Source organism: Sphingobium sp. PAMC28499 (genome assembly GCF_004795815.1).
Classification (GTDB): Bacteria; Pseudomonadota; Alphaproteobacteria; order Sphingomonadales; family Sphingomonadaceae; genus Sphingobium; species Sphingobium yanoikuyae.
Window position 1 is genome coordinate 1291682 of sequence record NZ_CP039248.1, and the last position, 22544, is coordinate 1314225.

The window sequence follows — 22544 nt, forward strand, 5'->3', positions numbered from 1 at the left end:
GGCGGGAGCCATGCGCATGACGATCCGGAGGGCAAGCGGCCTGATACTGGTTGCGGCGGTGGGCCTGTCGCCGGGCAGCGCACAGGCTGGCTTTTATTCGGGCGAGGCGCTGCTGGAAAGCTGCACCGCCGACCGCAATGCCAAGGATTTTTTCGAGAAAAGCTATGAATGCGTCGGCTATGTCGCCGGCGCGGTCGATGCGTTCAACACCACGCGCGAGGTGAATGGTCTCAAAAGCTGCATCCCCGCCGATGTGACGCTCAACCAGCTGAAGGGCGCCACCGTCGACTATCTGCGCGCTAATCCGGACAAGCGCGCCCAGTCCGCCTCCGCCCTGGTCTTCACCGCCACGCGCCAGGCCTGGCCCTGCCCCAAGGCAAAGGCCCAACCCAGCATCAGGCCCAGCACGAAGAAGAAGCGGAAATAGCGCTTATTTCGCGGCCTTGCCGACGGGCCGCATATAGAGGCGCGCCATCGCTGCCTCCATCTTCGCCCGGTCGACCGACAGGATCACGCGCTGCGCCTGCTCGCCCAGATGCGGGCGATAGGATTCCGTCCAGGACAGCGTGTCACCATAAGCCGCCGTCTGGCTGGTCTCGAAATCGACCCACAACGTCTCGTCCTTCGTCACGATCTCCGGATTGAGCCAGGCCATGGCGACGATCTCGTCCCACATCGGATAGCCCGGCTCCAGCCCGGTCTGGAACAGATCGGTCAGCGGCGTGTGGGCGGGCTTCAGCCCGTCGAGGAAGGCGCGGGTCCACTGTGTGCCGGTGGACGGATCGACCGGGATCATCGTGATCTTCTTCCACGGCGCATGGGCAAAGATCTTCGCCGCTTCGGGATCCCAGCGGATGTTGAACTCGCGGCGCGGCGAGTTGACGAATTCGCGGGCGAACTGCTCGGCCGACGGCCCTTCCAGCACCTGATGCGGCGCCAGGCTGCCGCCCATATAGAGGATTTCCTTCACATTGGCGGCGAAGCTCGGGTCCAGGCTCTGGGCGATGGCGATATTGGTCATCGGCCCGGTCGCGAACAGGGTGATCTCGCCCGGATGCGCCTTCACCATTCGCACCAGGAAGGCGGCGGCAATCTCGGCGCTGGGCTTCGTCCTGGGTTTGCCGATCGGCAGGTCGGGCACCTTGGTCGGGTCGGTCGATCCGGGATGCTCCTGGATCGTGTCGCCCGGCCAGTAATCGGTCCACGGCCCCTTGAAGACCAGCCGGCCATATTGGCCTTCCCAGCGCTTGGTCGCCTCGGCGCTGTTGAGCAGCGGGAAGGTCGCGCCCGGCACCACCGGCACGTCGGTCCGGCCCAATATCTCCAGCGTGCGCAGCGCATAGGCGGTCGCCGTGTCGCGCCACACCGATCCGCTGGTGGTGGTGATGCCCAGCACCTCGACATCCGGGCTTTGCAGCAACAGCAGCGGCACGCCGTTGAGGCCGATCATGTCGTCATCGACGATCACCAGCCGCTTGGGCGTTGTCGGCGCGGCGGGCCTGGCATTGCCCCCCTGCACGCCCAGCATCAGCGCCAGCGCGCCCAGCATGATCTTCATCGTCCGCATTGCGTCAAACCCCCATTTCGCTTCGTCCCGCCGCCTGTTAGGACGGTGTCATGCGCAGCCTCTATCCGCCGATCGAACCCTACGCCACTGGTCATCTTGACGTAGGCGATGGCCACAGCCTCTATTGGGAACGGTCCGGCACGCCCGGCGCCAAGCCCGCAGTCTTCCTGCATGGCGGGCCGGGCGGCGGCATATCGCCCGATCATCGCCGCCTGTTCGACCCCACCCGTTATGACGTGCTGCTGTTCGACCAGCGCGGCTGCGGTCGATCGACCCCGCATGCCCATCTCGACGCCAACACCACCTGGCATCTGGTCGCCGATATCGAGCGCTTGCGCGAGATGATGGGCGTCGACCAGTGGCTGGTCTTTGGCGGCAGCTGGGGTTCGACCCTGGCACTGGCCTATGCGCAGGCGCATGTCGCGCGCGTCACCGAACTGGTGCTGCGCGGCATCTTCACCATCCGCCAGTCAGAGATCGACTGGTATTATCAGCAGGGCGCCAGCCGCATCTATCCCGACAAGTGGGAACGCTTCGTCGCGCCGATTCCCGAAGGCGAGCGCGACGACATGGTCGGCGCCTATCGCCGCATCCTGACCGGTGATGATCGCGCCGCGCAGGTCGCCGCCGCCAAGGCCTGGAGCGTCTGGGAGGGCGAGACCATCCGCCTGCTGCCCGACGAGGCGCTGTCCGCCACCCATGAGGGCGATGATTTCGCGCTCGCCTTTGCCCGGATCGAAAATCATTATTTCGTCCATCGCGGCTGGCTGGAAGATGGCCAGTTGATCCGCGAGGCGAGCAAGCTGGCCGGCATCCCCGGCGTCATCGTTCAGGGCCGCTATGACATGGCCTGCCCGGCCGAAACCGCCTGGGCACTGCACCGCGCCTGGCCGCAGGCGCGCTTCGAAATGATCGAAGGCGCCGGTCATGCGTTCAACGAACCGGGCATATTGGACGCGCTGATCCGCGCGACCGACGGATTTGCGGGTTAATTCGCGTTACAGGGGGAAGGCATGGTGCGACTGACCGGAACCGGCATATTGGGGCTCGCCTTGCTCATCGGCGTGACGCTGTCCGGTATATTGTGGGGCTGCCCCAGCTACAATGTCTACAGCAAGGAACAGGCCGGCCGCGCCGCGCTTGCAGAGGCACAATCCTCGCGCCAGATCGCGGTGCTGGAAGCACGCGCGAAGCTGGAAAGCGCCAAGATGCTGGCCGATGCCGAAGTCGTTCGGGCCGAGGGTGCCGCGCGGGCCAACCGCATCCTGCAGGACAGCCTGGGCGGGCCGGATGGCTATCTGCGCTATCTGCAGATCCAGGCGATCGACAACAAGGATGCCAGCCTCATCTATGTGCCGACCGAAGGCGGATTGCCGTTGCTTGAAAGCAGCCGGCTTGCGCCGCGCGCGCCCGGCCAGGCCAATTGAGGGATATTTTTCTGCTGCGCCTTTGTTGAGAGGCTGACGTCTCGAATGGCGCGATGAAGTTGACGGAGGAAAAGACGTGCGGACTATGATGTTGCTGGCGACGGCGCTGTTTCTCGCCTCCTGTGGCGGCGGCGATGAGGTGACGGCGGTCGAGAACCGGAACATGCCCGAAACCGGCGCAGCGGCTGAAGTCGCCAAGCTCGACCCCGACCTGCGCAACGGCGTGCTGGAAAAGGCGATCAAAGCATCGGGCGTCGCCTGCCCCTCGGTCACCGGTTCGGAACGCGCCGAAATCCGGCCGGGCGTCAGGGGCTGGAAGGCCCAGTGCGACAACCAGACCGCGCATCTGATCGAAATCCTGCCCGATGGCACCGCGAAGGTGACCAGCCGGACGCATTAAGCGGGAAAGGCGTCAAGCGGCGCGCGGGACGATGCGATCCAGTTCGCCGTTCAGCGCTCGCTTGGCTTCCAGCAGTTCATAGTCGATCTGGAGGCCCAGGAAAAAACCTTCCGACATACGGAAATAGCGGGCCAATCGAAGGTCGAGTTCACCGTCCATTGGGTGGTCGCCGTCAATCACGGCCTGCACTCGATCCACCGGCAAACCGATCGCGGTTGCCAATTCCGCTACGGTCATGTTCAGCGGTTCCATGAACTCCAGCCACAGCATTTGGCCGGCATGCGCATTATGCAGCCAGTCAGGGTTATCGGTAGTGGTTGGTGATTTCGACATTATGCGCGTGTCCGTCTTTCCAGACGAAGCATATACGCCATTGCATGTTGATGGAAATTGAATGTTGCCCAGCCCGGTCCTCGCTCAGCGCATGAAGGCGATTGCCGGGTGGGTTACGCAGGTCGTCCAGGGTGCGAGCGCGGTTGAGTAGCTTCAATTTAGAAAGCGCGCGGTCCTGCATATCCGAAGGCAGCTTGCGGCTGCGCTCACCATTCCAGATTTTTTCGGTCTCGGGATCGGCGAAGGAGCGGATCATGGCGGTATATTCCCACAGGACGACAATCTAATCTGGCGCAACCTGCATCAGATTTGAATCGACGTTTACCGTCGTGGGGCCTTTTACGTCTAAGGCATAGGCCGGTAGCAGCCAGTCCTACCGCCCGAACTTCCGCGTCGTCTTCCCGAACCGACCTTTCCGTGTGCCCGGCTTGCCTTCGGTCGCGCGACCGCGCGGGGCGGCCACCTGCTGGTCCGCCGGCAGGCCCAGTTCCTCCGCCTCCAGCTTGCGGATCTCGTCGCGGATGCGGCCGGCTTCCTCGAACTCCAGGTCCGCCGCCGCCGCGCGCATCTTCTTCTCCAGATCCTCGATATAGGCGCGCAGATTATGGCCGACGAGGTGGGGCCTGTCCTCCAGCCCCGTCTCGACCGTGACCTGATCCTTGCTCGCCACATGGGCGATGATGTCGCCGATATTCTTCTTCACCGTGAAGGGCGTGATGCCATGCGCATCATTATAGGCCTGCTGCTTTTCGCGACGGCGGGACGTTTCGTTGAGCGCGCGTTCCATGCTGCCCGTCACCCGGTCGGCATAGAGGATGACGCGGCCGTCGACATTGCGGGCGGCGCGGCCGATCGTCTGGATCAGCGATGTCTCGCTGCGCAAAAAGCCTTCCTTGTCCGCGTCGAGGATCGCCACCAGCCCGCACTCGGGAATGTCCAGCCCTTCGCGCAGCAGGTTGATGCCGATCAGCACGTCATAGACGCCCAGGCGAAGATCGCGGATCAGTTCGATACGCTCCAGCGTCTCGACGTCGCTATGCATATAGCGGACCTTGATCCCCGCCTCATGCATGAACTCGGTCAGATCCTCGGCCATCCGCTTGGTCAGCGTGGTGACGAGCGTACGGTATCCCTGTGCCGCGACCTTGCGGCATTCGTTGATCAGGTCGTCGACCTGATCCTCGACCGGCTTGATCTCGACCGGCGGGTCGATCAGGCCGGTGGGGCGGATCACCTGCTCGCTGAACACGCCTCCGGTCTGCTCCATCTCCCACGGGCCGGGCGTCGCCGAGACGCTGACCGTCTGCGGCCGCATCGCGTCCCATTCGTTGAAGCGCAGCGGCCGATTGTCGATGCAACTCGGCAAACGGAAGCCATATTCGGCCAGCGTGATCTTGCGCCGATGGTCGCCCCGCGCCATCGCGCCGATCTGCGGCACGGTCTGGTGGCTTTCGTCCACGAACAGCACGGCATTTTCGGGCAGATATTCAAACAAAGTCGGCGGCGGTTCGCCGGGCAGGCGGCCGGTCAGGAAGCGGCTGTAATTCTCGATCCCCGCGCAACTGCCGGTCGCCGCGATCATCTCCAGGTCGAAATTGGTGCGCTGTTCCAGCCGCTGCGCCTCCAGCAGCTTGCCTTCGCTCTCCAGCTCCTTCAGCCGCTCGGTCAGCTCGAAGCGGATCGCCTCCATCGCCTGCTTCAAGGTCGGGCCAGGGGTCACATGGTGGCTGTTGGGAAAGACCTTCACATAATCGAGGCTGGCGACCTTCCTGCCGGACAGCGGATCGAACTCGACAATCTCCTCGATCTCGTCGCCGAAGAAGCTGATGCGCCAGGCCGTATCCTCATAATGGGACGGGAAGATTTCCAGATTGTCGCCCTTCACGCGGAAATTGCCGCGCGCGAAGCCCGCATCGTTGCGTTTATACTGCAGCGCCACCAGCTTGCGGATGATCTCGCGCTGGTCCTCGATCCCGCCCTTCTTCATGGAGAAGGTCATCGCCGAATAGGTTTCGACCGACCCGATGCCATAAAGGCAGGAAACGGACGCAACGATGATGACATCGTCTCGCTCCAGCAGCGCACGGGTGGCCGAATGGCGCATCCGGTCGATGCTTTCGTTTACCGAGCTTTCCTTCTCGATATAGGTGTCTGACCGTGCGACATAGGCTTCGGGCTGATAATAGTCGTAATAGCTGACGAAATATTCGACCGCATTGTCGGGGAAGAAGCTCTTGAACTCGCCATAGAGCTGCGCCGCCAATATCTTGTTGGGCGCCAGGATCAGCGCTGGCCGCTGCAACGCCTCGATCGTCTTGGCCATGGTGAAGGTCTTGCCCGAACCGGTGACGCCCAGCAGCACCTGGTCCTTCTCGCCCTGCTCTGCCGCCGCCACCAGTTCGGCGATCGCGGTCGGCTGGTCGCCCGACGGTTCATAGTCGCTGACCAGGGTGAAGGGACGTCCACCCTCGCTCTTCTCCGGGCGCGCGGGCCGGTGCGGCACGAAGTCCTGGCCGGTTTCGGGTTCGTCAAGGCTGGTGCGGATCTGAATCGACATGGGCGTAATATGGGGCCTTTGGGCAAGGGCGCAATCCGCGCCCTGGCAAGTCAGGGCTGCAATTCGAACGCGCTCTTGGGCGGCGGCGGATAGATCACCGGCTTGTCGCCGAACCGCGCGCGCAGGACAGTCTCGCGGCGCTCGTCATCGACAATCTCGACATTCACTTCTTCCGGATATTTCAGGCTGACATGAAATTTCCTGTCTCTGACCTCATATTCCAACACTGACCAGCGCATGTTGGGGCCGTCGGGTTCCAGATACCAGGCTTCCCAAAGCATATCGCTGAGATTTGTGTCGCGCGGATTATAATAACGAACGACGTCGCCTTCATCCTTGAAAACGCTGGGGCTTACCCACCCGTCTCCGATTTCCACATACAGAAACACGCCATCTGGATCGCCTCCAACCAAGCTGGCCAATTCTTGACCGATCTCGTTCATGAGCGGTCCCAGGGTATCGAGTTTATCGCTCATGACGCCGGCCCTTTCTTCGGTCATCGGCACGTCCCGCAGTCATGAACGTAACATCTAGCATCAATTTTAGAACAAAAAAAGAACAAATGAGCTTTCATCAACGCCCGGCCGCCCCGGATCGCAATAATCCCGATATCCAGACCCGCCGCCGCTTGCTAAGTCTGGGCCAGATAAAGGGTCGCTTCTACCAAGATATGCCAGGGGAAGCCGGTGATGACCAAAGCCTTGACCAACGGCCTGCTGGCCTGCGCGCTCGCGGCGCTGGCCGGATGCAACAAGCCGCCCGCCAGCCAGGACACACAGATCGCCGCGACCGACGCGATGAGCCATGACGCGGCCGTCACGCAGATCGAGAAGGTGCAGCTCAAGCCCGGCCAGTGGGAAGGGCGCTTCGTGATGGAGCGGATCGACATGAGCGGCGGGGAGGCGATGCCCGCGGCGGCGCGTCAGCAGATGCAGCAGGCGATGAACCGCACCCTGCGTTATTGCGTCACGCCCGAGCAGGCCGCCCATCCCGACGGCCGCGCCTTTTCCGGCGATCCGGGCAAGGATTGCCGCTACAGCGACTTCGCCGTGCGCGGCGGCACGGTGAAGGGCAATGTCACCTGCCAGCGCGATGGCGGCACCAGCAGCATGACGATGGCCGGCATCTATGCGCCCGACAGCTATGCGGTGCAGATGGACATGCGGCAGACCGGCTTGCCCAATGGCATGGAGATGGCGATGAAGGCACGGTCTGAGGGCCGCTGGATCGGCCCGGATTGTGCGGAGGGGCAATGAGGCGTGTCGCGTTCATGGGCTGCGGCGTCGACCTGGCCGGGTGACGCAGAGGGAGGGACAAGGCTGCTGGCTCTGCGCCCGCCCGCTCGGCGCGCGGATCGAATGGCATCATCCCGTGCCCAAGAGCAGGGGCGGGCGACAGATGGTGCCGGTCCATCCGATCTGCCACCGCACCATCCACGCCACCCTGTCCAACGTGGAGCTGGCCCGCACCTATGCCGATGCCATGGCCTTGCGCAGCCATCCCGCCATCGCCCGTTTCCTCGGCTGGATCGCCGACAAGCCGGCCGATTTCCATGCGCCCACCCTGTCCGCCGGGCGCCGACGGCGATGAAGGGACGGGCATGATAATTTCCCTTGCGCCCGCGCGCGCATCGGTAGAGCGTGCCGCGGTGGAACGAACGGGGAGAGGATATGCGTGACATTCTGACGCTGGGCGGCTTGCTGGCCACCAGCCTGACCCTTGCCGCCTGCGGCAGCGAACCGGCCGCTCCGCCCGCGCAGGAGGAGGAAGCCGCGCCGGCGATGATGAAGAGCGGGCAATGGACGCTCAGCCGCAAGACCACCGGCTACAACACCCCCACCGTCACGGCGGAGGAATATCAGGCCGCGCTCAAGCAGGTGAGCGAGGACAAGATCTGCATCAAGGTCGATGCCGCCGGCGTGCCCGACGCCGATGCGCTAGCCGGGGCGGAAGGCAGCGACTGCAGCTACAAGGACAAGATGGTGCGCAAGGGCCGGTTGATCGCGACCCTCGCCTGCAAGGCCGGCGCTGGCACCTCCGAAATCGTGGTCGAGGGCAATTTTACCGAGGATACGCTGACCTTCGGCACCACCATGACCAAGACGCAGGGCGGCAAGCCGGTGCTGCGCACCACCCACGACCTGTCCGGCAAGCGCGACGGCGACTGCCCGGCCTGACAGGCTTTCCGCGGCGGATTAGCGATCCGGTAATCCGCCGCTTCTATGTCCTCCGTCGGGGATTGGGGGACATATGCGACCAGGATGGATGTGCGCGGCGCTGTTGCTGGCAGGATGCAGGCCGGCGCTGGATGATCCCGACAATATTCCGCGCCTGGGCCGCTGGCGCGACGAGACCGTGCCGATCGGCATCACTATGGATGATCGTGGCGTGCCCGATGGCGAACTGCCCGGCGATTTTCGCGATCTGCTCGCCAAGCTCGACCGGGTCGAGGAACATTGCGGGGAGCCTTATCTGCGAAAGCAGGATGAGATGGAGCGCTTCCTCAACCAGCGGTTCGAAGGCTGTCGGGTCGAGAGGCTCGATCGCGATGGTCCGGCGGTATCGGGCCTTGCCAGTTGTGCGCCGATCATGCGGTCGGCCGGAAAGGCGGTGACGCCGGCCGTCCGGTTTGACGGCATGATCGGACCGGACCGGCTGCAACTCGACATGCGGATGATCCAGCGGTTGAGTCTGCCGACCGGCAGCAATCATATGCTGGTCATCTCTGCCCGACGGATGCTTCGCCGCATCGGCGACTGTTGATCGGCCTCAGTCCGCCCGGCGGGCCTGGGCGTGGATTTCCGCCCGCGACAGCAGCAGGTCGAGGTCGGCGCGGCTGATGTCGAAATTGTCGGGCAGTTCGGCCAGCGCCTTGTCGATATCCTCCAGATGAAAGCCCGCCTCCGCGCGCAACTGGTCGGCGATCACCGGCGGCGCGACCGGCTGGTGCGGATAGCTGTGGCCCGACAGGCGGTGGAAGAAGAGGCCGAGGGACACCAGGGCGATCGAATTAATCCCGACCGGCGCAAAGGCGAAGGCATAGCCGGCATCATGAATGCCCTGGCTGCCGATCACCGCGGTCAGCGCGGCGGCGCCGCCGGGCGGATGCAGGCAGCGCAGCAGGCTCATCAATATTATCGCCACGCCCACCGCCACGCCGGCCGCGACCATCATGTCGGGGATCAGTTGATAGGCGGCGACGCCGATCAGGCTGGACAGGATATTGCCGCCCACCACCGACCAGGGCTGGGCCAGCGGGCTCGCCGGCACGGCGAAGATCAGCACGGCCGACGCGCCCAGCGGCGCGACGATGATCGGCAGGTCGCCGGCATGCAGCGGCAATTGGCTGCACACCAATATGGTGAGGCTGATGCCGATCGCCGCGCCCAGGCCCGCGATCATCCGGTCGATCGGGCGGGCGCCGGCCAGCAGCGGCTTGAAAAGATTCATTGCGGATATTCCTTTGGCGCAGCCCCATGCGCCGCCACGGACGAAAAGGCCACCCCAGTTTTTCTTGGCCCCAATATTGCCCGGAGTCGCCCGAGGGCCGCTTATTCCAGCGCGTCGATCGCCCGCTGGTCGCAATGCCTGGGGCCGCGCGGCACCGGGCTGACATTGGGCACCAGCAGCGACTGGCCGATCCGCACCGGCGCGAAGCGCTTTCGCTCTATCCCCTCGCAGCGCAGATATTGCTCCAGCATCCGCGGCGGCGTGTCACGCTTCTCGTAGGAGAGGCGGAAGGTGCCCCAGTGGATCGGGATCGCGGTCGATGCGCCCAGTCGCTCGAACAGCTCGACCGCGCGGCGCGGGCCGATATGCGCGTCCGATTCCATCTGCCCCGGCCAGAAGCGGAAGGCGCCGATCGGGATCAGCGCCAGCCGGATCGGCCCGAACCGCGTCGCATCGCCGGTCCAGCCCATGTCGCCCGCGCCGGTGTCGCCGGCAAAATAGATATTGCCCGCCCGCGTCTCGATCAGGAAGCTCGACCAGAGTGCCCGATTGCGGTCGGTGAACCAGCGGCTGCTCCAATGATGGTTGCGCGTCGCATGGACCCGATAGTCCGGGCAATGCTCGTAATTCTCGCACTGGATCACCGCTTCGGGCACCAGCCCGTTCAACTGCGCGCCGGTCACCGACTGGCCCCAGTCGAGCGCCACCGACGGGATGCCGTTCGCCTTCAATATCGCGTCATTGCCCAGCGCCGTGACGATCCTGGGCCGGTCGCGTTGCCACAATGCCTTGAGCGTCGGGATATCCAGATGGTCATAATGATTATGGCTGATGACGATCAGGTCGATCCTGGGCAGATCCTTCATCCTGATGCCCGGCTCCGCGACCCGTTTCGGCCCCAGCGGTGGAAAGGGGCTGGCATGATCGGACCAGATCGGATCGGTCAATATGTTGATGCCCGCCGCCTGCACCAGCACGGTCGCATGGCCGACCCAGGTGGCGACCATGCCGCGCGGCGCGGCAAAGGGGGCCGGACGCGCCGGTTTCACCGCCACCGCATCGGGCCATGCCGGGCGATCGTCATTGCCCAGCAGCCAGCGGGCGATGAAGCCCTGCCGGCTGGTGCCGGGCGGGGCGGGCATGTCGATCTCGCCATCGGGGTTGAAGAAGCGGGCGCCGTCATAATGGCGGCTCGCCGGCCCCTCATAATAGATGCGGTCGAGGAAGGGCGGCACGATCACCGTCGCCAGACAGGCGGCGATCAGCAGGAACAGCAGCGCGACACCGACAGCCTTCATCATTGCAACCGCGCGCGCCATGCCTGCTCCCATGCCCGTCATCGCGCCGCCATAGCGGACCGGCGGGGCAGGGCAAGGCCTCCCTATTGACCCTGACCCATGTTGGCGAGTGCGCCATTCCCGGCCTCGGGCTCAAGGATAACCCCGATACCAACCGGCCCATCGCCGACCTAGCCTTGCGCCGTTCGTCTTCCCAAGTCTGACTCGCAGGAGCATCGCATGAGCAAAAAGCCGAATATTCTCATCATCTGGGGCGATGACGTCGGGATGTGGAATCTCAGCTGTTATCATCGCGGCATGATGGGCGGCTCGACCCCCAATATCGATCGCATCGCCAAGAAGGGCATGATCTTCATGGATCATTATGCCCAGGCCTCCTGCACCGCCGGCCGCGCCGCCTTCATCACCGGCCAATATCCGATCCGCGTCGGCCTCAGCACCGTCGGCCTCGCCGGCGCGCCGCAGGGCATGCAGAAGGAAGATCCCACGATCGCAGAACTGCTCAAGCCCCATGGCTATGCCACCGGCCAGTTCGGCAAGAACCATCTGGGCGACCGGGACGAGCATCTGCCGACCGCGCATGGCTTCGACGAATTTTTCGGCATCCTCTATCACCTCAATGCCGGCCAATATTCGGAAGAATATGATTATCCCAAGGATCCCGAAGTGGCCAAGGCCTTCGCCTGGCGCGGCGTGATCCACAGCAAGGCCGACGGCAAGGGGGGCCAGTCGATCGAGGACAAGGGGCCTTTCGGTTCCGAGCGACAGAAGACGCTCGACAATGAATTCATGGTCGAATCCAAGCGCTTCATCACCGACGCGGTGAAGGCCGACAAGCCCTTCTTCGTCTGGCACAACACGACGCGCATGCATTACCAGACCCACCTGCCGCCCGAATATGACGGCGTCACCGGCTATGGTCTCTATGCCGACGGCGTGAAGCAGATGGACGATCATGTCGGCGAACTGCTCGACCTGCTCGAAGAACTGGGCGTGGCCGACGACACGTTCGTCATGTTCTCGACCGACAATGGCGCGGCCTCCAATTCATGGCCCGATGGCGGCAACCAGCCCTTCCGCGGCGAAAAGGGCGTCGGCGGCTATGAAGGCGGCTTCCGCGTGCCCTGCGTCGTCAGCTGGCCCGGCCATGTGCAGGAAAATGTCGCCACTGGCGAGTTCATGGCGATGGAGGACTGGATGCCCACCATCCTGTCCGCGCTGGGCGAGCCGGAGCTCAAGGATGAACTGCTCAAGGGCAAGACCATCGGCAGCATGACCTACAAGGTCCATCTCGACGGCTATGACCAGACCGAATTGCTCAGCGGCAAGGGCAAGTCGAAGCGCAAGGATTTCTACTATTTCACGGAAACCACGCTGCACGGCCTGCGCTATGGCGACTGGAAGTTCCTGTTCAAGACGCAGGACAAATGGTTCAACGGCATTCAGGAAAATCTGAACACGCCGCTGATCACCAATTTGAAGCTCGATCCGTTCGAGCGTTTCCATGAAGCGCGCGGCTTCGACGAGTGGCAGGAAAACCGATCCTGGACGCTGGCGCCGGCCACCGCGCAGATCGCAAAGTTCATGAAGTCGCTTCAGGAATATCCGCCGCGCATCAAGAGCCTGGATTTCGATCTGGACGCGATGGTGGCGGACGCATCGGCCTCGCAGGCGCGCTGATCGCGACAGGCATGAAGCGGATGCCGCAGGGGCCCGACCTGCGGCATCCGATGGTTCGGCAGGGCAGGGGTGCGTGCCATGAATGATCTGAGTTTCGTCCTGGTCATCTTCTTCGTCACATTGGGACCGATCAAGGTGATCGCCGCCTTTGCCCAGTTGACCAGCCAGTTGCCCGATGGGGAGCGGCGCGCGCTGGCGCTCCGATCGACCCTGATCGCCACGGCCGTCGGCTTCCTCATCCTGTTCATCGGCGACAATCTGCGCCAGAATTGGCAGATCGCATCGCCCGATCTGTTGCTGACCGGCGGCGTGCTGCTGCTGATCGGCGCGCTGGAGGCGGTCAAGAATGCGCAGCATGCCCCTGCGCCCGATGCGCCGCCGACCTCGGCCAAGGGGCTGGCCATGTCGCCGGTGACCTTCCCGATCATCATCACGCCCTATGGTATCGTGGCGCTGCTGCTGTTCGCGGCCGTGGCTGGCGATACCCGGACCTTCCTGACCGGCGTGTTCGGGATTTTCCTGGGCATGATGGTGGCCGATTTTCTGGCGATGATCTTTGCCCGCCAGTTGCTGGGCTTCATCCACGCCGGAACGCTGATGGCGTTCGGCTGGATGATCGCGGTGCTGCAGGCGGCGCTGGCGATCCACGCGATCATGTCGGGCCTGCAGCAATATGGCGTCGTGCCCGGACCGCTTCCCGTCGTCCCTTGATGCGACGGGGTGGCGGATCAGGCGCCGACCGGCCCTGATCCGCCCCTTTTTGCGTGTTATGGCTGCAGCATGTCGGGCTTGCGCTTCGCCAGGTCGACCAGCGCCGCCGGCCGCCATTCGGGGAGCTCGTGCCAGCGTTCGATCGCCGCATCGGACAGCGCTTCATTGGTCTGCCCGGCGTCATGCGGCACGTCGATCCCACGCTGGCCGGATCCGAACAGGCGATAGAAGAAGGTCTGGGATTCGCTGACCGGCCCAAGCGGATCGAGATGGTGCGGCGGGAAACCGGGCGGCACCAGCCTGAACGGATCATCCACCGCCAGTCCCGCGAGCCGCGCGCGCGCCACCATCCACTCCAGTGCGATATCCGACAGGGCGGAATCGGGATTGCCGCCGCCGACATCGGCATGGCAGCCGGGGAACCAGCATTGCTCGACATGCTGGCCTGCGCCCTGCCCCTCGGGGATCGTCCACAATGTCGGCAGGAACGGCTTGCGATGCTCGTCGATCGCCACCGCATGAAAGGCGAAGGCGACGCTCGATGACAGGTCGGTGTCGTGAAATTCCCGGTTCACCCGGAACAGATGCTTCAATATCCCCTGGAACAAGGTGTTGGGCACGCCCAGCGACCCGACCGTGTCCCACACGCCGACGCACCGGATCGGCGTGCCGTCGGACCAGGCATAGCTTTGCCGGAACAGGCGCGACGCCTCCGATCGCGGCGCGCGCGTGCCGTCGCGCGAACGATAGAGCGCGAAGGCATCGGGGATCAGGCTTTCATGCTCGGGCCGCAATATGCCGGAATTGCGCACGAAGCCGGCCAGCGACCGGGCGGTATAGGCGCCCCGGCTGAAGCCGAAGAAATAGAGCTGATCGCCCGGCTGATAGGTGCGCACCAGCCAGGCATAGCAGGACAGGAGGATGCGGCTGATGCCATAGCGGGTGGCCCCGTCGATCAGCCGCTTGGTCCGCGACGCCATCGACCCGATGCCATTATGATAGAAGACGCGCTGCGCCGTGCCGTCCTCCGCCATTGCGGGGATCAGGCTGGCCAGCTTCACCACATTGGTCGGGCAGGGCTTGCCCTGCTCATTATGGTCGGGTTCGTTCCAGGTGCCGTCGCAACAGACCACGAGGCGCTTCATCCCTACCTCCCCACCGGCATGAAAATGGCCGCCCTGCTCTATCGGGCGGGCGGCCATGGTCGCTGTCGTGCAGCCTGATTTATAGGAGGAAACGGACGCGCCGGGCGGCGCGGATCAGCCCTGATCCTTATAGGCCATCTGCAAGATGCCCCAGTGGCGCCCGCGCACATGGATGGAGGCGATCACCTGCTTCAGCAGGATGACCTCGCCCTCGGCGGTCAGGCGACGATAGGCCTTGATGCAGAAGGGTTCGGTGATCTTGCACTGCTCGCGCGTGTCGGGGAAATCGAACACCACGCCCTGGCGCGAAAATTCCGCATTCCATTTCTCGTCGCCCGGCCGCTGGGGCAGCGCGCGTTCCGGCATGGCGATCGCGCCGAAGCTGTTGCGATCGGTGAAGGTCATGCCGAACAAGCCCTTGTAGCCGCGCGCCACTTCCTGCTGCGCGCGCGCCTCGGCCTGCATGATCGGCTGGATGGGATGGGTGAATTGCGGCGGATTGGTGCCGCGGATCGGCGCATAATATTCGCTGAACACATCGGCCTCGCTGATACGGCCGTCATCCAGCGCCTGCTCGATCGCATGGCCCACCGCCTGCGCGGCGGTCAGGCTGAACCGGATATAGGGCGAATCGGGAATGTCGACGCCGCTCTCCGCCAGATATTGCAGCAGCATGTTGGTATCGTCGCTGGCGATCGACACCCGGCCAGACAGCCGTTGCAGGCCGTCGGCATTGTCGCCCGACGTGCTCGACAGCGCAGACAGGCCGGTGCGGATCTCGCTGGCGGAGCCGACCATGGAGGCGATCCGCTCGGCCACCGCCTCGCTATTGCTCGACAGGCCCTGCATCAGCGATCCCAGCCGGTCGACCAGCGCCTCGATATTCTTGGTGTCGGACAGCGCCGTGCGCGCGGTCTGTGCGCCATGGGTGATGCTGTCCAGCATGCCGCCGGCCTCACTGGTCAGCGCGCCGATCGACCGCTCGATCGTCTGGGTCGCGCTCGCCGTTTCTTGCGCCAGCTTCTTCACTTCGGCCGCGACCACGGCAAAGCCGCGCCCCGCGTCACCGGCCCGTGCCGCCTCGATCGTCGCGTTGAGCGCGAGCAGATTGGTCTGGCTGGCGATGCCGCTGATCACGCTGGTGACATGGGCGACGGTCTTGAGCGCCTCGCCAAAGCCGTCGAGGCGCGCATGGATGCGGCTCACCTGTTCGATCAGGTCGACGAAATTGCCGTTCGCGGTCGACAGCTGCCGTCCCGAATCATCGATGATGGCGCGGGCGGCGACCGCCTTCTCGCGCGCGTCCTGGCCGACCAGCGACACGCTTTCGCCATCGCGCGACAATTGCGACGCGGCGCCGCTGATCGCCTCGATCGTGCGCGCCTGCTGCGTCACCCGGTCCGCGAGTTCGCTGATGTCTGCCTGAAGGTCGAGCGTACGGATACCCAGGTCGCCGGATAATTTGGCGACCTTCATTACCGCTCGTGCGACGGTTCCCGATTGCGTTTCTGTGCCCACGGCAACTGGCTAGCCATGGATGGTAAAATATCGGTTATCATACTGACACGGATGTCAGCTTCGCCAGAATGACGCCTCCGCACCGGCCCCCACCCCTACCCGGCCGCCCATCAGGATATCATGTCTGGGAGGCCGGGTGGGGGTGTGGGCCGGTGCGGCTCTTGAAATGCGCTCTTTCGCGCATTTCACAAAAACGCCTACAGCGCGCCCAGCAGCGCCAGCACCACACCACAGGCGACCAGCATCAGCCCCATCGCCTCGCTGCGAGCCATGCGTTCGCCCAGATAGAAATGGCCGAACGCCATGGTGAAGGCGACCTCGATCTGGCCGACGATCCGCACCAGCGCGACCGGCGCGGTGGCAAAGCCGGTGAACCAGCAGGCCGATCCCATGGCTGACAGGAAGCCGACCTGGCCCGACACGCGCCAGCTGGTGAACACCTTGCGCATCTCGCCCGGCTCGCGCAGCGCCAGATAGCCGCCCTGCAACAGCGTCTGCAGCAGCACCGTGACGCTCAGCACGATCAGCGCGGCATGGATCGGATCGCCCCCGCCCACCTCCTGCGTCGCGCGGCGGATGCCGATCGCGGTCAGCGCGAAGAAGAATCCCGATGCGATGCCGGTGATCGCCGCCGGCTGGCCCAGCGCGCGCAGGAAATCCATCGGCCCCATCCGCTTGCCGCCGGTCGACAGCAGCATCACGCCGGCCACGCCACAGCCGATCCCGGCGCAGGTCAGCGCGCTCAGCCGCTCGCCCATCAGCAGGAAGGACAGGATCGCCCCCTGCACCGCCTCGGTCTTGGAATAAGCGGTGCCGACGACGAAATTGCGGTGTCCGAACGCCATGATCAGCAAATTGGTGGCGATGATCTGGGCCAGCCCGCCGGCCAGGCAGAAGGGCAGGAACATCCGCCCCAGCGCAGGGAAGGGCGCGGGGAAGAGCAACTGATAGCCGCCCAGCAGGATCAGCGCGAAGGGAATGCCGTAAAGATAGCGGACCAGGCCCGCCGCATTGATCGACAGCGTCTTGCCCACGCGCCGCTGCACCGCGGTGCGCCAGGCCTGCGTGGCCCCGGCCATCAACGTGGCGGGCAACCAGATCGGGGAGGTAATCATGCGCGCCCTATACAATAGGGACGCGACCCGTCACCCCATCATCATCAGGAACGCGAAGAACAGCGAGAGCGACGCACAGGCAAAGCCGTACAGCAGCGGCAGCCGCAGCAAGGTGCCGCTGCGCGAAAGCTGATAGGCATCCTTGAACTGGCGATACATGTGCCAGGCCGCGAACAGCAGCAGCACCAGCGTTACCAGTCCATGGGTGATGCCGACCGCCGTCAGAATCATCGACAGCGAGAAGAGCAGCGACATGAAGGCGATCGAATAGGTCACATAGATCGCATGGTCATAAATCTTGAACCGGCGGCTGAACGGGAACAGCAGCCACAGGAAAGGCAGCGATATGACGATCAGCAGCCAGGAGAATTTATAGGCATTGGCCTTGAGCTTGTAATAGGCGAATTCGGGATCCTTGGCCGCTGCGCTGATCGCCTTGCCGACCGTATCGGCGACGTTCTTGTTGACGCCTTCGCCGGTCAGCGAGTCGGTCAGACCGCTCGCCAGCGACAGGCCCTTCCGCTCGTCCTGCGCGTCCTTCAGCTTCTCCTGCAACGTCTCGCGCCGGCTCGCGCTGATCCCCGGCTCGGCCAGTTGCGCCTGCACCTTGGCGATGCGGGCATCGGCCTTTTCCTCTTCCTTCTTCAGCTCGGCGATTGCCTCGCTGTTCATCTTCACCTGGTTGCGCGCGCCTTCCGGCCCATGATGGCTGGTCAGCGAGAAGATCGCGTACATCAGGAAGGCGCTGAACAGGAACAGGGCAAAGGGGGAGACAAACTTGGCCCGCTCGCCATGGATATAGCGGCGCGTCAACTGTCCGGGGCGCAGCGCCAGCTCGGGCAGGGTGGTGAAGATCTTGCCCTCGAAATGCAGCACGCCATGGGCCAGGTCATGGCCGATCGCGGCAAAGCTGCGGTGCAGATGCGCGGCCTGGCCGCATTCGGGGCAATAATTACCCGTCACCGCCGTGCCGCAATTCAGGCAGGCGCCATGGCCGGCTTCATGGGCCCCATGCCCGGCTTCCCCATGGCCTGGCTCGACCGCCCGTGCCAGCATGCCCCCGGTGATCGCGTCACCCGCTACTTCGATTTCCCCTGTCATGGGCGGGGACGATAACAAGGGTGTATGACGCTTGCCAGTCACCTTGGCGCGCGGATCGCATTGTGTTGCATTGTTACAACGCTCGGCAACATTCCGACATGTAAGCGAGATCGACAGGGCGAGCGTCACCGTCCCGCCACAAATCGCGCCTAGCGGCGATGGCATCCCGGACGGCAGGCGCAGGGGCGCCGCTGTCCCGGACGCAAAAGCAATATTATCGGGGAATAACCTTGTCGAAATTCACTTTCGCACGGTCGGCGCTGCTGCTGACCTCGGCCTTCGGTGCGCTCGCCCTTGGTGGCGCCGCCCATGCGCAGGAAGCGGGCGCTGACGCCGGCCAGCTCGACGAGATCGTCGTGACCGCCGAGCGCCGCTCGGAAAATCTCCAGAAGGTGCCGGTGTCGGTCGGCGTCGTGCAGGGTGATGCGCTGCGCAACCTGACCGCCGGCGGCGGCGACATTCTCGAACTCGCCGCCCGCGTGCCCGGCCTCTATGCCGAAACCACCACCGGCCGCATCTTCCCGCGCTTCTACATTCGCGGCCTCGGCAATATCGACTTCTACCTCGGCGCGTCGCAGCCGGTGTCGATCATCCAGGACGATGTCGTCCTTGAGCATGTCGTGCTGAAGTCGAACCCGGTGTTCGACGTCAATCAGGTGGAAGTGCTGCGCGGCCCGCAGGGTTCGCTGTTCGGCCGCAACACCACGGCGGGCATCATCAAGTTCGATACCATCCGCCCGTCGATGGAGTGGGAAGGCCGCGCCCAGGCCAGCTATGGCAGCTATAACACCGTCACCTTCGACGGCGGCATCGGCGGCCCGATCGTCGCGGACAAGCTCGCCTTCCGCGTCTCGGCCCTCTACCAGCACCGCGACGACTGGGTGGACAACACTTACACCGGCCCCAGCGCCGACGGCACCGTGTCCCCCAAGAAGGACGCGATGGGCGGCTATAATGAGAAGGACGTGCGCCTTCAGCTGCTGATGACGCCGACCGAAAATGTTTCGATGCTGACCAGCGTCCACGCCCGCGACTATGACGGCACCTCGACCATCTTCCATCGCGGCGGCCTCACCAAGGGCAGCAACAGCGTGTCGGGCGAACCCCGCACGAAGATCGCGCTCGACGAAGCGATGAACAACCCGCAGGCCTACAAGACCTATGGCGCGTCGGAAAATATCGCGATCGACATGGGGCCGGTCACGCTGACCTCGATCACCGCCTATGAAACCACCAGCGGCTACAGCCGTGGCGATACGGATGGCGGCGCGGGCGCCGACTATCCGGTCAATGGCGTGGCGAACGGCTTCGGCCAGAGCCAGGGCAATGTCCGCGACCTCGACCAGCTGACCCAGGAAGTCCGCCTCGCCAGCAACGGCGACAGCGCCTTCAAATGGCAGGTCGGCGGCATGTATTTCGACAGCCGCGACACCACCGACTTCTACCAGCGCGCCTATTTCCTGACCGGCGCGGCGCGCAACCCCAACAACTGGGTGCGCCTGCGCAACAAGAATGAAAGCTGGGGTCTGTTCGGTCAGGCCAGCTATGAAGTCGTCCCCGGCTTCACCATCACCGCCGGCGGCCGCTACACCAAGGACACGAAGGAAACCCGTCTGGTCCGCGCCACCGCCAACGTCGCGGGCGTCTCCACCTATGCGGGTCGCCGCTATGTGAAGCTGACCGGCAAGGAACCGAGCTGGGACGTCAGCGCCCTCTATGAAGTGACCCCCGAAGTCAGCCTCTATGCCCGCGTCGCCCGCGGCTTCCGTGGCCCGACCATCCAGGGCCGCTCGGCTGTCTTCAACAGCGACTTCACCACGGCGGATTCGGAAACGATCATGTCGTACGAAGGCGGCATCAAGACGAACCTGTTCAGCAACCGCCTGCGCTTCAACCTGTCGGGCTTCGCCTGGAAGGTGAAGGACATCCAGCTGAACGGCAATGACGTGAACGGCAATGGCGTCCTGTTCAATGCCGACGCCGCCAAGGCCTATGGTCTGGAAGCCGACCTCGAAGCGCGTCCGTTCGAGAATTTCACCGTGTCGGCCGGCCTCAGCCTGCTGCACAGCGAGATCAACGACAAGAATGTCTATGCGCAGGTCTGCACGCTGAACGGCGTGGTGGTCTGCACGGTGGAAGATCCGACCGTCACCAATTCGCGCGGCGTCTTCGCCCGGATCGACGGCAACCCGCTGCCCAACGCGCCGAAATACACCGCGAACATCGCGGCCCGTTACGACGTGCCACTGGGCAATGGCGGCAAGCTCTTCGCGGCGACCGACTGGAACATTCAGGGCTACACCAACTTCGTCCTCTACAAGACGAAGGAGTTCTATTCGAAGGGCGATTTCGAAGGCGGCCTGAAGATCGGCTACACCGCGCCGGACGGCAAATATGAGATCGCCGCCTTCGCCCGCAACATCACGGGCGAGAAGAACATGAAGGGCGTGATCGAAAACTACATGGCGCCGGTGTTCAACGAACCGCGCATCATCGGCGTGTCGCTCAGCGGCAAGCTGTAAGACCTAAGTTACTCCTCCCCATGCCCAGCATGGGGAGGGGCAAGAAAAAGGGCGCTCCATCCATATGATGGAGCGCCCTTTTTCTACCGTTCGGGCTGAGCCTGTCGAAGCTCTGCTCTTCCTTTGAAAAAAGAAGAGCCCTTCGACAAGCTCAGGGCGAACGGGACAGGGTCTGGAAGATTATGCCCCTTCGAGCAGCTTTTCCTTCTTGATCTTTTCCTGCCACACGAGCGGGGCAAGGCGGTGGACATTCTGCCCTTCGCTATCGACGGCGACGGTGACGGGCATATCCTCCACCGTGAACTCGTAAATGGCTTCCATGCCCAGATCCTCGAAGCCCACGACCTTGGCTTCCTTGATCGCGCGGGCGACCAGATAGGCCGCGCCGCCGACCGCCATCAGATAGGCGCTCTTGTGCTTGGCGATGCTGTCGGTGGCGGCCGGGCCGCGCTCGGCCTTGCCGACGCAGGCGGCCAGGCCCTGTTCCAGCATCATGTCCATGAACTTGTCCATGCGCGTCGCGGTGGTGGGGCCGGCCGGGCCGACCACTTCGTCGCGCACCGGATCGACCGGGCCGACATAGTAAATCACGCGGCCCTTGAAATCGACCGGCAGGGTCTCGCCCTTCTCCAGCATGTCGGCGATCCGCTTGTGCGCGGCGTCGCGGCCGGTCAGCATCTTGCCGTTCAAGAGCAGGCGGTCGCCATGCTTCCAGCCCTGCACCATTTCCGGCGTCAGCGTGTCGAGATCGACGCGGATCGCTTCCTTGCTCGGCTTCCAGTCGACCTGCGGCCATTCGCTGAGCTTGGGCGTTTCCAGATAGGCCGGGCCGGAGCCGTCGAGGGTGAAATGCGCGTGGCGGGTCGCGGCGCAGTTGGGGATCATCGCCACGGGCTTGCCCGCCGCATGGCAGGGATAGTCGTGGATCTTGACGTCGAGCACGGTGGCGAGGCCCCCCAGGCCCTGCGCGCCGATGCCCAGCGCATTGACCTTGTCGAACAGCTCGATGCGCAGTTCCTCGATCTTGTTCTGGGGCCCGCGTGCCTTGAGTTCCCCCATGTCGATCGGGTCCATCAGGCTTTCCTTGGCCAGCGCCACGGCCTTTTCCGCGGTGCCGCCGATGCCGATGCCCAGCATGCCCGGCGGGCACCAGCCCGCGCCCATCTGCGGCACCATTTCCAGCACCCAGTCGACGATCGAATCGCTGGGGTTCATCATCTTGAACTTGGTCTTGTTCTCACTGCCGCCACCCTTGGCCGCGACGTCGATGATGACCTTGTTGCCCGGCACCATCTCTACGTTCAGCACGCAGGGCGTGTTGTCCTTGGTGTTCTGGCGCGAGAAAGCCGGATCCTTCAGGATCGACGCGCGCAGGCGATTCTCGGGGTTCAGATACGCCTTGCGCACACCCTCGTCGATCACCTCCTGCATGGAGCGGCTATTGTCGTCCAGCCGGCACTCCATGCCCCACTTCACGAACACATTGACGATGCCGGTGTCCTGGCAGATCGGGCGGTGGCCTTCGGCGCACATGCGGCTGTTGGTCAGGATCTGGGCGATGGCGTCCTTCGCCGCCGGATTGGCTTCGGCCTCATAGGCCTTACCCAGTGCCCGGATATAATCCATCGGGTGATAGTAGGAAATGAACTGGAGTGCGTCGGCGACGCTCTCGATGAGGTCGGCGGTCTTGATGACGGTCATCTACCCTGGTCCCTATTCT

At 64.1% G+C, this 22544-nt stretch carries 23 protein-coding genes; 11 read left to right on the plus strand and 12 right to left on the minus strand.

Annotation, left to right across the window (positions count from 1 at the left end; all coding sequences use genetic code 11):
• Positions 1-10 precede the first annotated feature (10 nt).
• Positions 11-427 (plus strand): Rap1a/Tai family immunity protein, encoded by a 417-nt coding sequence (locus E5554_RS06210; RefSeq protein WP_136186275.1) that lies wholly within the window; start codon positions 11-13, stop codon positions 425-427.
• Between the two features lie 3 nt (positions 428-430).
• Here E5554_RS06210 and E5554_RS06215 read toward each other — a convergent pair whose 3' ends face one another.
• Positions 431-1567, minus strand: coding sequence for a nucleoside hydrolase (locus tag E5554_RS06215; RefSeq protein ID WP_136186276.1), 1137 nt, complete (start codon positions 1565-1567; stop codon positions 431-433).
• A gap of 50 nt (positions 1568-1617) precedes the next feature.
• Here E5554_RS06215 and pip point away from each other — a divergent pair, with 50 nt between their 5' ends.
• The 3 genes from pip (at position 1618) to E5554_RS06230 (ending at position 3394) form a co-directional block, all read left to right on the plus strand.
• Positions 1618-2559, plus strand: a complete 942-nt coding sequence (pip, locus tag E5554_RS06220) for a prolyl aminopeptidase (RefSeq protein WP_136186277.1) — start codon at positions 1618-1620, stop codon at positions 2557-2559.
• A 21-nt stretch (positions 2560-2580) separates the two neighbouring features.
• A complete protein-coding gene (locus E5554_RS06225; RefSeq protein WP_037518689.1) occupies positions 2581-2994 on the plus strand; it encodes a membrane protease subunit in 414 nt (137 codons plus the stop codon).
• Between the two features lie 85 nt (positions 2995-3079).
• The gene (locus E5554_RS06230; RefSeq protein WP_136188271.1) at positions 3080-3394 is read left to right on the plus strand and encodes a hypothetical protein; all 315 of its coding nucleotides are present in this window, start codon (positions 3080-3082) and stop codon (positions 3392-3394) included.
• A gap of 12 nt (positions 3395-3406) precedes the next feature.
• Here E5554_RS06230 and E5554_RS06235 read toward each other — a convergent pair whose 3' ends face one another.
• From E5554_RS06235 to E5554_RS06250, 4 genes are all read right to left on the minus strand, one after another.
• Positions 3407-3727 (minus strand): HigA family addiction module antitoxin, encoded by a 321-nt coding sequence (locus E5554_RS06235; RefSeq protein WP_210729805.1) that lies wholly within the window; start codon positions 3725-3727, stop codon positions 3407-3409.
• Positions 3699-3983 carry a type II toxin-antitoxin system RelE/ParE family toxin gene (locus tag E5554_RS06240; RefSeq protein WP_136186279.1) on the minus strand — a complete coding sequence of 95 codons (285 nt, stop codon included), beginning with the start codon at positions 3981-3983 and terminating at the stop codon, positions 3699-3701. The genes E5554_RS06235 and E5554_RS06240 overlap by 29 nt, the downstream gene beginning before the upstream one ends.
• Positions 3984-4100: 117 nt before the next feature.
• Positions 4101-6284 carry an excinuclease ABC subunit UvrB gene (uvrB, locus tag E5554_RS06245; protein WP_136186280.1) on the minus strand — a complete coding sequence of 728 codons (2184 nt, stop codon included), beginning with the start codon at positions 6282-6284 and terminating at the stop codon, positions 4101-4103.
• Positions 6285-6334: 50 nt separating this feature from the next.
• Positions 6335-6760: a hypothetical protein gene (locus E5554_RS06250; protein WP_235681953.1), complete on the minus strand. Its 426-nt coding sequence runs from the start codon at positions 6758-6760 to the stop codon at positions 6335-6337.
• A gap of 213 nt (positions 6761-6973) precedes the next feature.
• Between E5554_RS06250 and E5554_RS06255 the strand changes: the two genes are divergently transcribed.
• From E5554_RS06255 to E5554_RS06270, 4 genes are all read left to right on the plus strand, one after another.
• Positions 6974-7540 carry a DUF3617 domain-containing protein gene (locus E5554_RS06255; RefSeq protein ID WP_136186281.1) on the plus strand — a complete coding sequence of 189 codons (567 nt, stop codon included), beginning with the start codon at positions 6974-6976 and terminating at the stop codon, positions 7538-7540.
• Positions 7541-7580: 40 nt separating this feature from the next.
• Positions 7581-7874 carry an HNH endonuclease gene (locus tag E5554_RS06260; RefSeq protein WP_136186282.1) on the plus strand — a complete coding sequence of 98 codons (294 nt, stop codon included), beginning with the start codon at positions 7581-7583 and terminating at the stop codon, positions 7872-7874.
• Positions 7875-7954: 80 nt separating this feature from the next.
• A complete protein-coding gene (locus E5554_RS06265; RefSeq protein WP_004209910.1) occupies positions 7955-8461 on the plus strand; it encodes a DUF3617 domain-containing protein in 507 nt (168 codons plus the stop codon).
• A gap of 73 nt (positions 8462-8534) precedes the next feature.
• Positions 8535-9047, plus strand: a complete 513-nt coding sequence (locus E5554_RS06270) for a hypothetical protein (RefSeq protein WP_136186283.1) — start codon at positions 8535-8537, stop codon at positions 9045-9047.
• Between the two features lie 6 nt (positions 9048-9053).
• On the opposite strand, the gene E5554_RS06275 is transcribed toward E5554_RS06270, so the two are convergent.
• Together E5554_RS06275 and E5554_RS06280 are read right to left on the minus strand one after the other, a co-directional pair.
• Positions 9054-9734, minus strand: a complete 681-nt coding sequence (locus tag E5554_RS06275; RefSeq protein WP_136186284.1) for an HPP family protein — start codon at positions 9732-9734, stop codon at positions 9054-9056.
• Between the two features lie 101 nt (positions 9735-9835).
• The gene (locus E5554_RS06280) at positions 9836-11053 is read right to left on the minus strand and encodes an MBL fold metallo-hydrolase (RefSeq protein ID WP_136188273.1); all 1218 of its coding nucleotides are present in this window, start codon (positions 11051-11053) and stop codon (positions 9836-9838) included.
• Positions 11054-11251: 198 nt separating this feature from the next.
• Here E5554_RS06280 and E5554_RS06285 point away from each other — a divergent pair, with 198 nt between their 5' ends.
• Positions 11252-12712, plus strand: a complete 1461-nt coding sequence (locus E5554_RS06285) for an arylsulfatase (protein WP_037507297.1) — start codon at positions 11252-11254, stop codon at positions 12710-12712.
• Positions 12713-12790: 78 nt separating this feature from the next.
• The gene (locus E5554_RS06290) at positions 12791-13423 is read left to right on the plus strand and encodes a MarC family protein (protein ID WP_004209916.1); all 633 of its coding nucleotides are present in this window, start codon (positions 12791-12793) and stop codon (positions 13421-13423) included.
• 56 nt (positions 13424-13479) lie between these two features.
• Here E5554_RS06290 and E5554_RS06295 read toward each other — a convergent pair whose 3' ends face one another.
• From E5554_RS06295 to E5554_RS06310, 4 genes are all read right to left on the minus strand, one after another.
• The gene (locus E5554_RS06295; RefSeq protein ID WP_136186285.1) at positions 13480-14568 is read right to left on the minus strand and encodes a DUF2235 domain-containing protein; all 1089 of its coding nucleotides are present in this window, start codon (positions 14566-14568) and stop codon (positions 13480-13482) included.
• 114 nt (positions 14569-14682) lie between these two features.
• On the minus strand, positions 14683-16044 hold the full coding sequence (locus tag E5554_RS06300; protein WP_010336825.1) for a methyl-accepting chemotaxis protein: 1362 nt from the start codon (positions 16042-16044) through the stop codon (positions 14683-14685).
• A gap of 239 nt (positions 16045-16283) precedes the next feature.
• On the minus strand, positions 16284-17201 hold the full coding sequence (locus E5554_RS06305; protein WP_136186286.1) for a DMT family transporter: 918 nt from the start codon (positions 17199-17201) through the stop codon (positions 16284-16286).
• A 30-nt stretch (positions 17202-17231) separates the two neighbouring features.
• Positions 17232-18302, minus strand: a complete 1071-nt coding sequence (locus tag E5554_RS06310) for a DUF3667 domain-containing protein (RefSeq protein ID WP_136186287.1) — start codon at positions 18300-18302, stop codon at positions 17232-17234.
• A gap of 230 nt (positions 18303-18532) precedes the next feature.
• Here E5554_RS06310 and E5554_RS06315 point away from each other — a divergent pair, with 230 nt between their 5' ends.
• A complete protein-coding gene (locus E5554_RS06315; RefSeq protein WP_136186288.1) occupies positions 18533-20824 on the plus strand; it encodes a TonB-dependent receptor in 2292 nt (763 codons plus the stop codon).
• 180 nt (positions 20825-21004) lie between these two features.
• On the opposite strand, the gene E5554_RS06320 is transcribed toward E5554_RS06315, so the two are convergent.
• A complete protein-coding gene (locus E5554_RS06320) occupies positions 21005-22525 on the minus strand; it encodes a fumarate hydratase (protein ID WP_136186289.1) in 1521 nt (506 codons plus the stop codon).
• Positions 22526-22544: the final 19 nt, after the last annotated feature.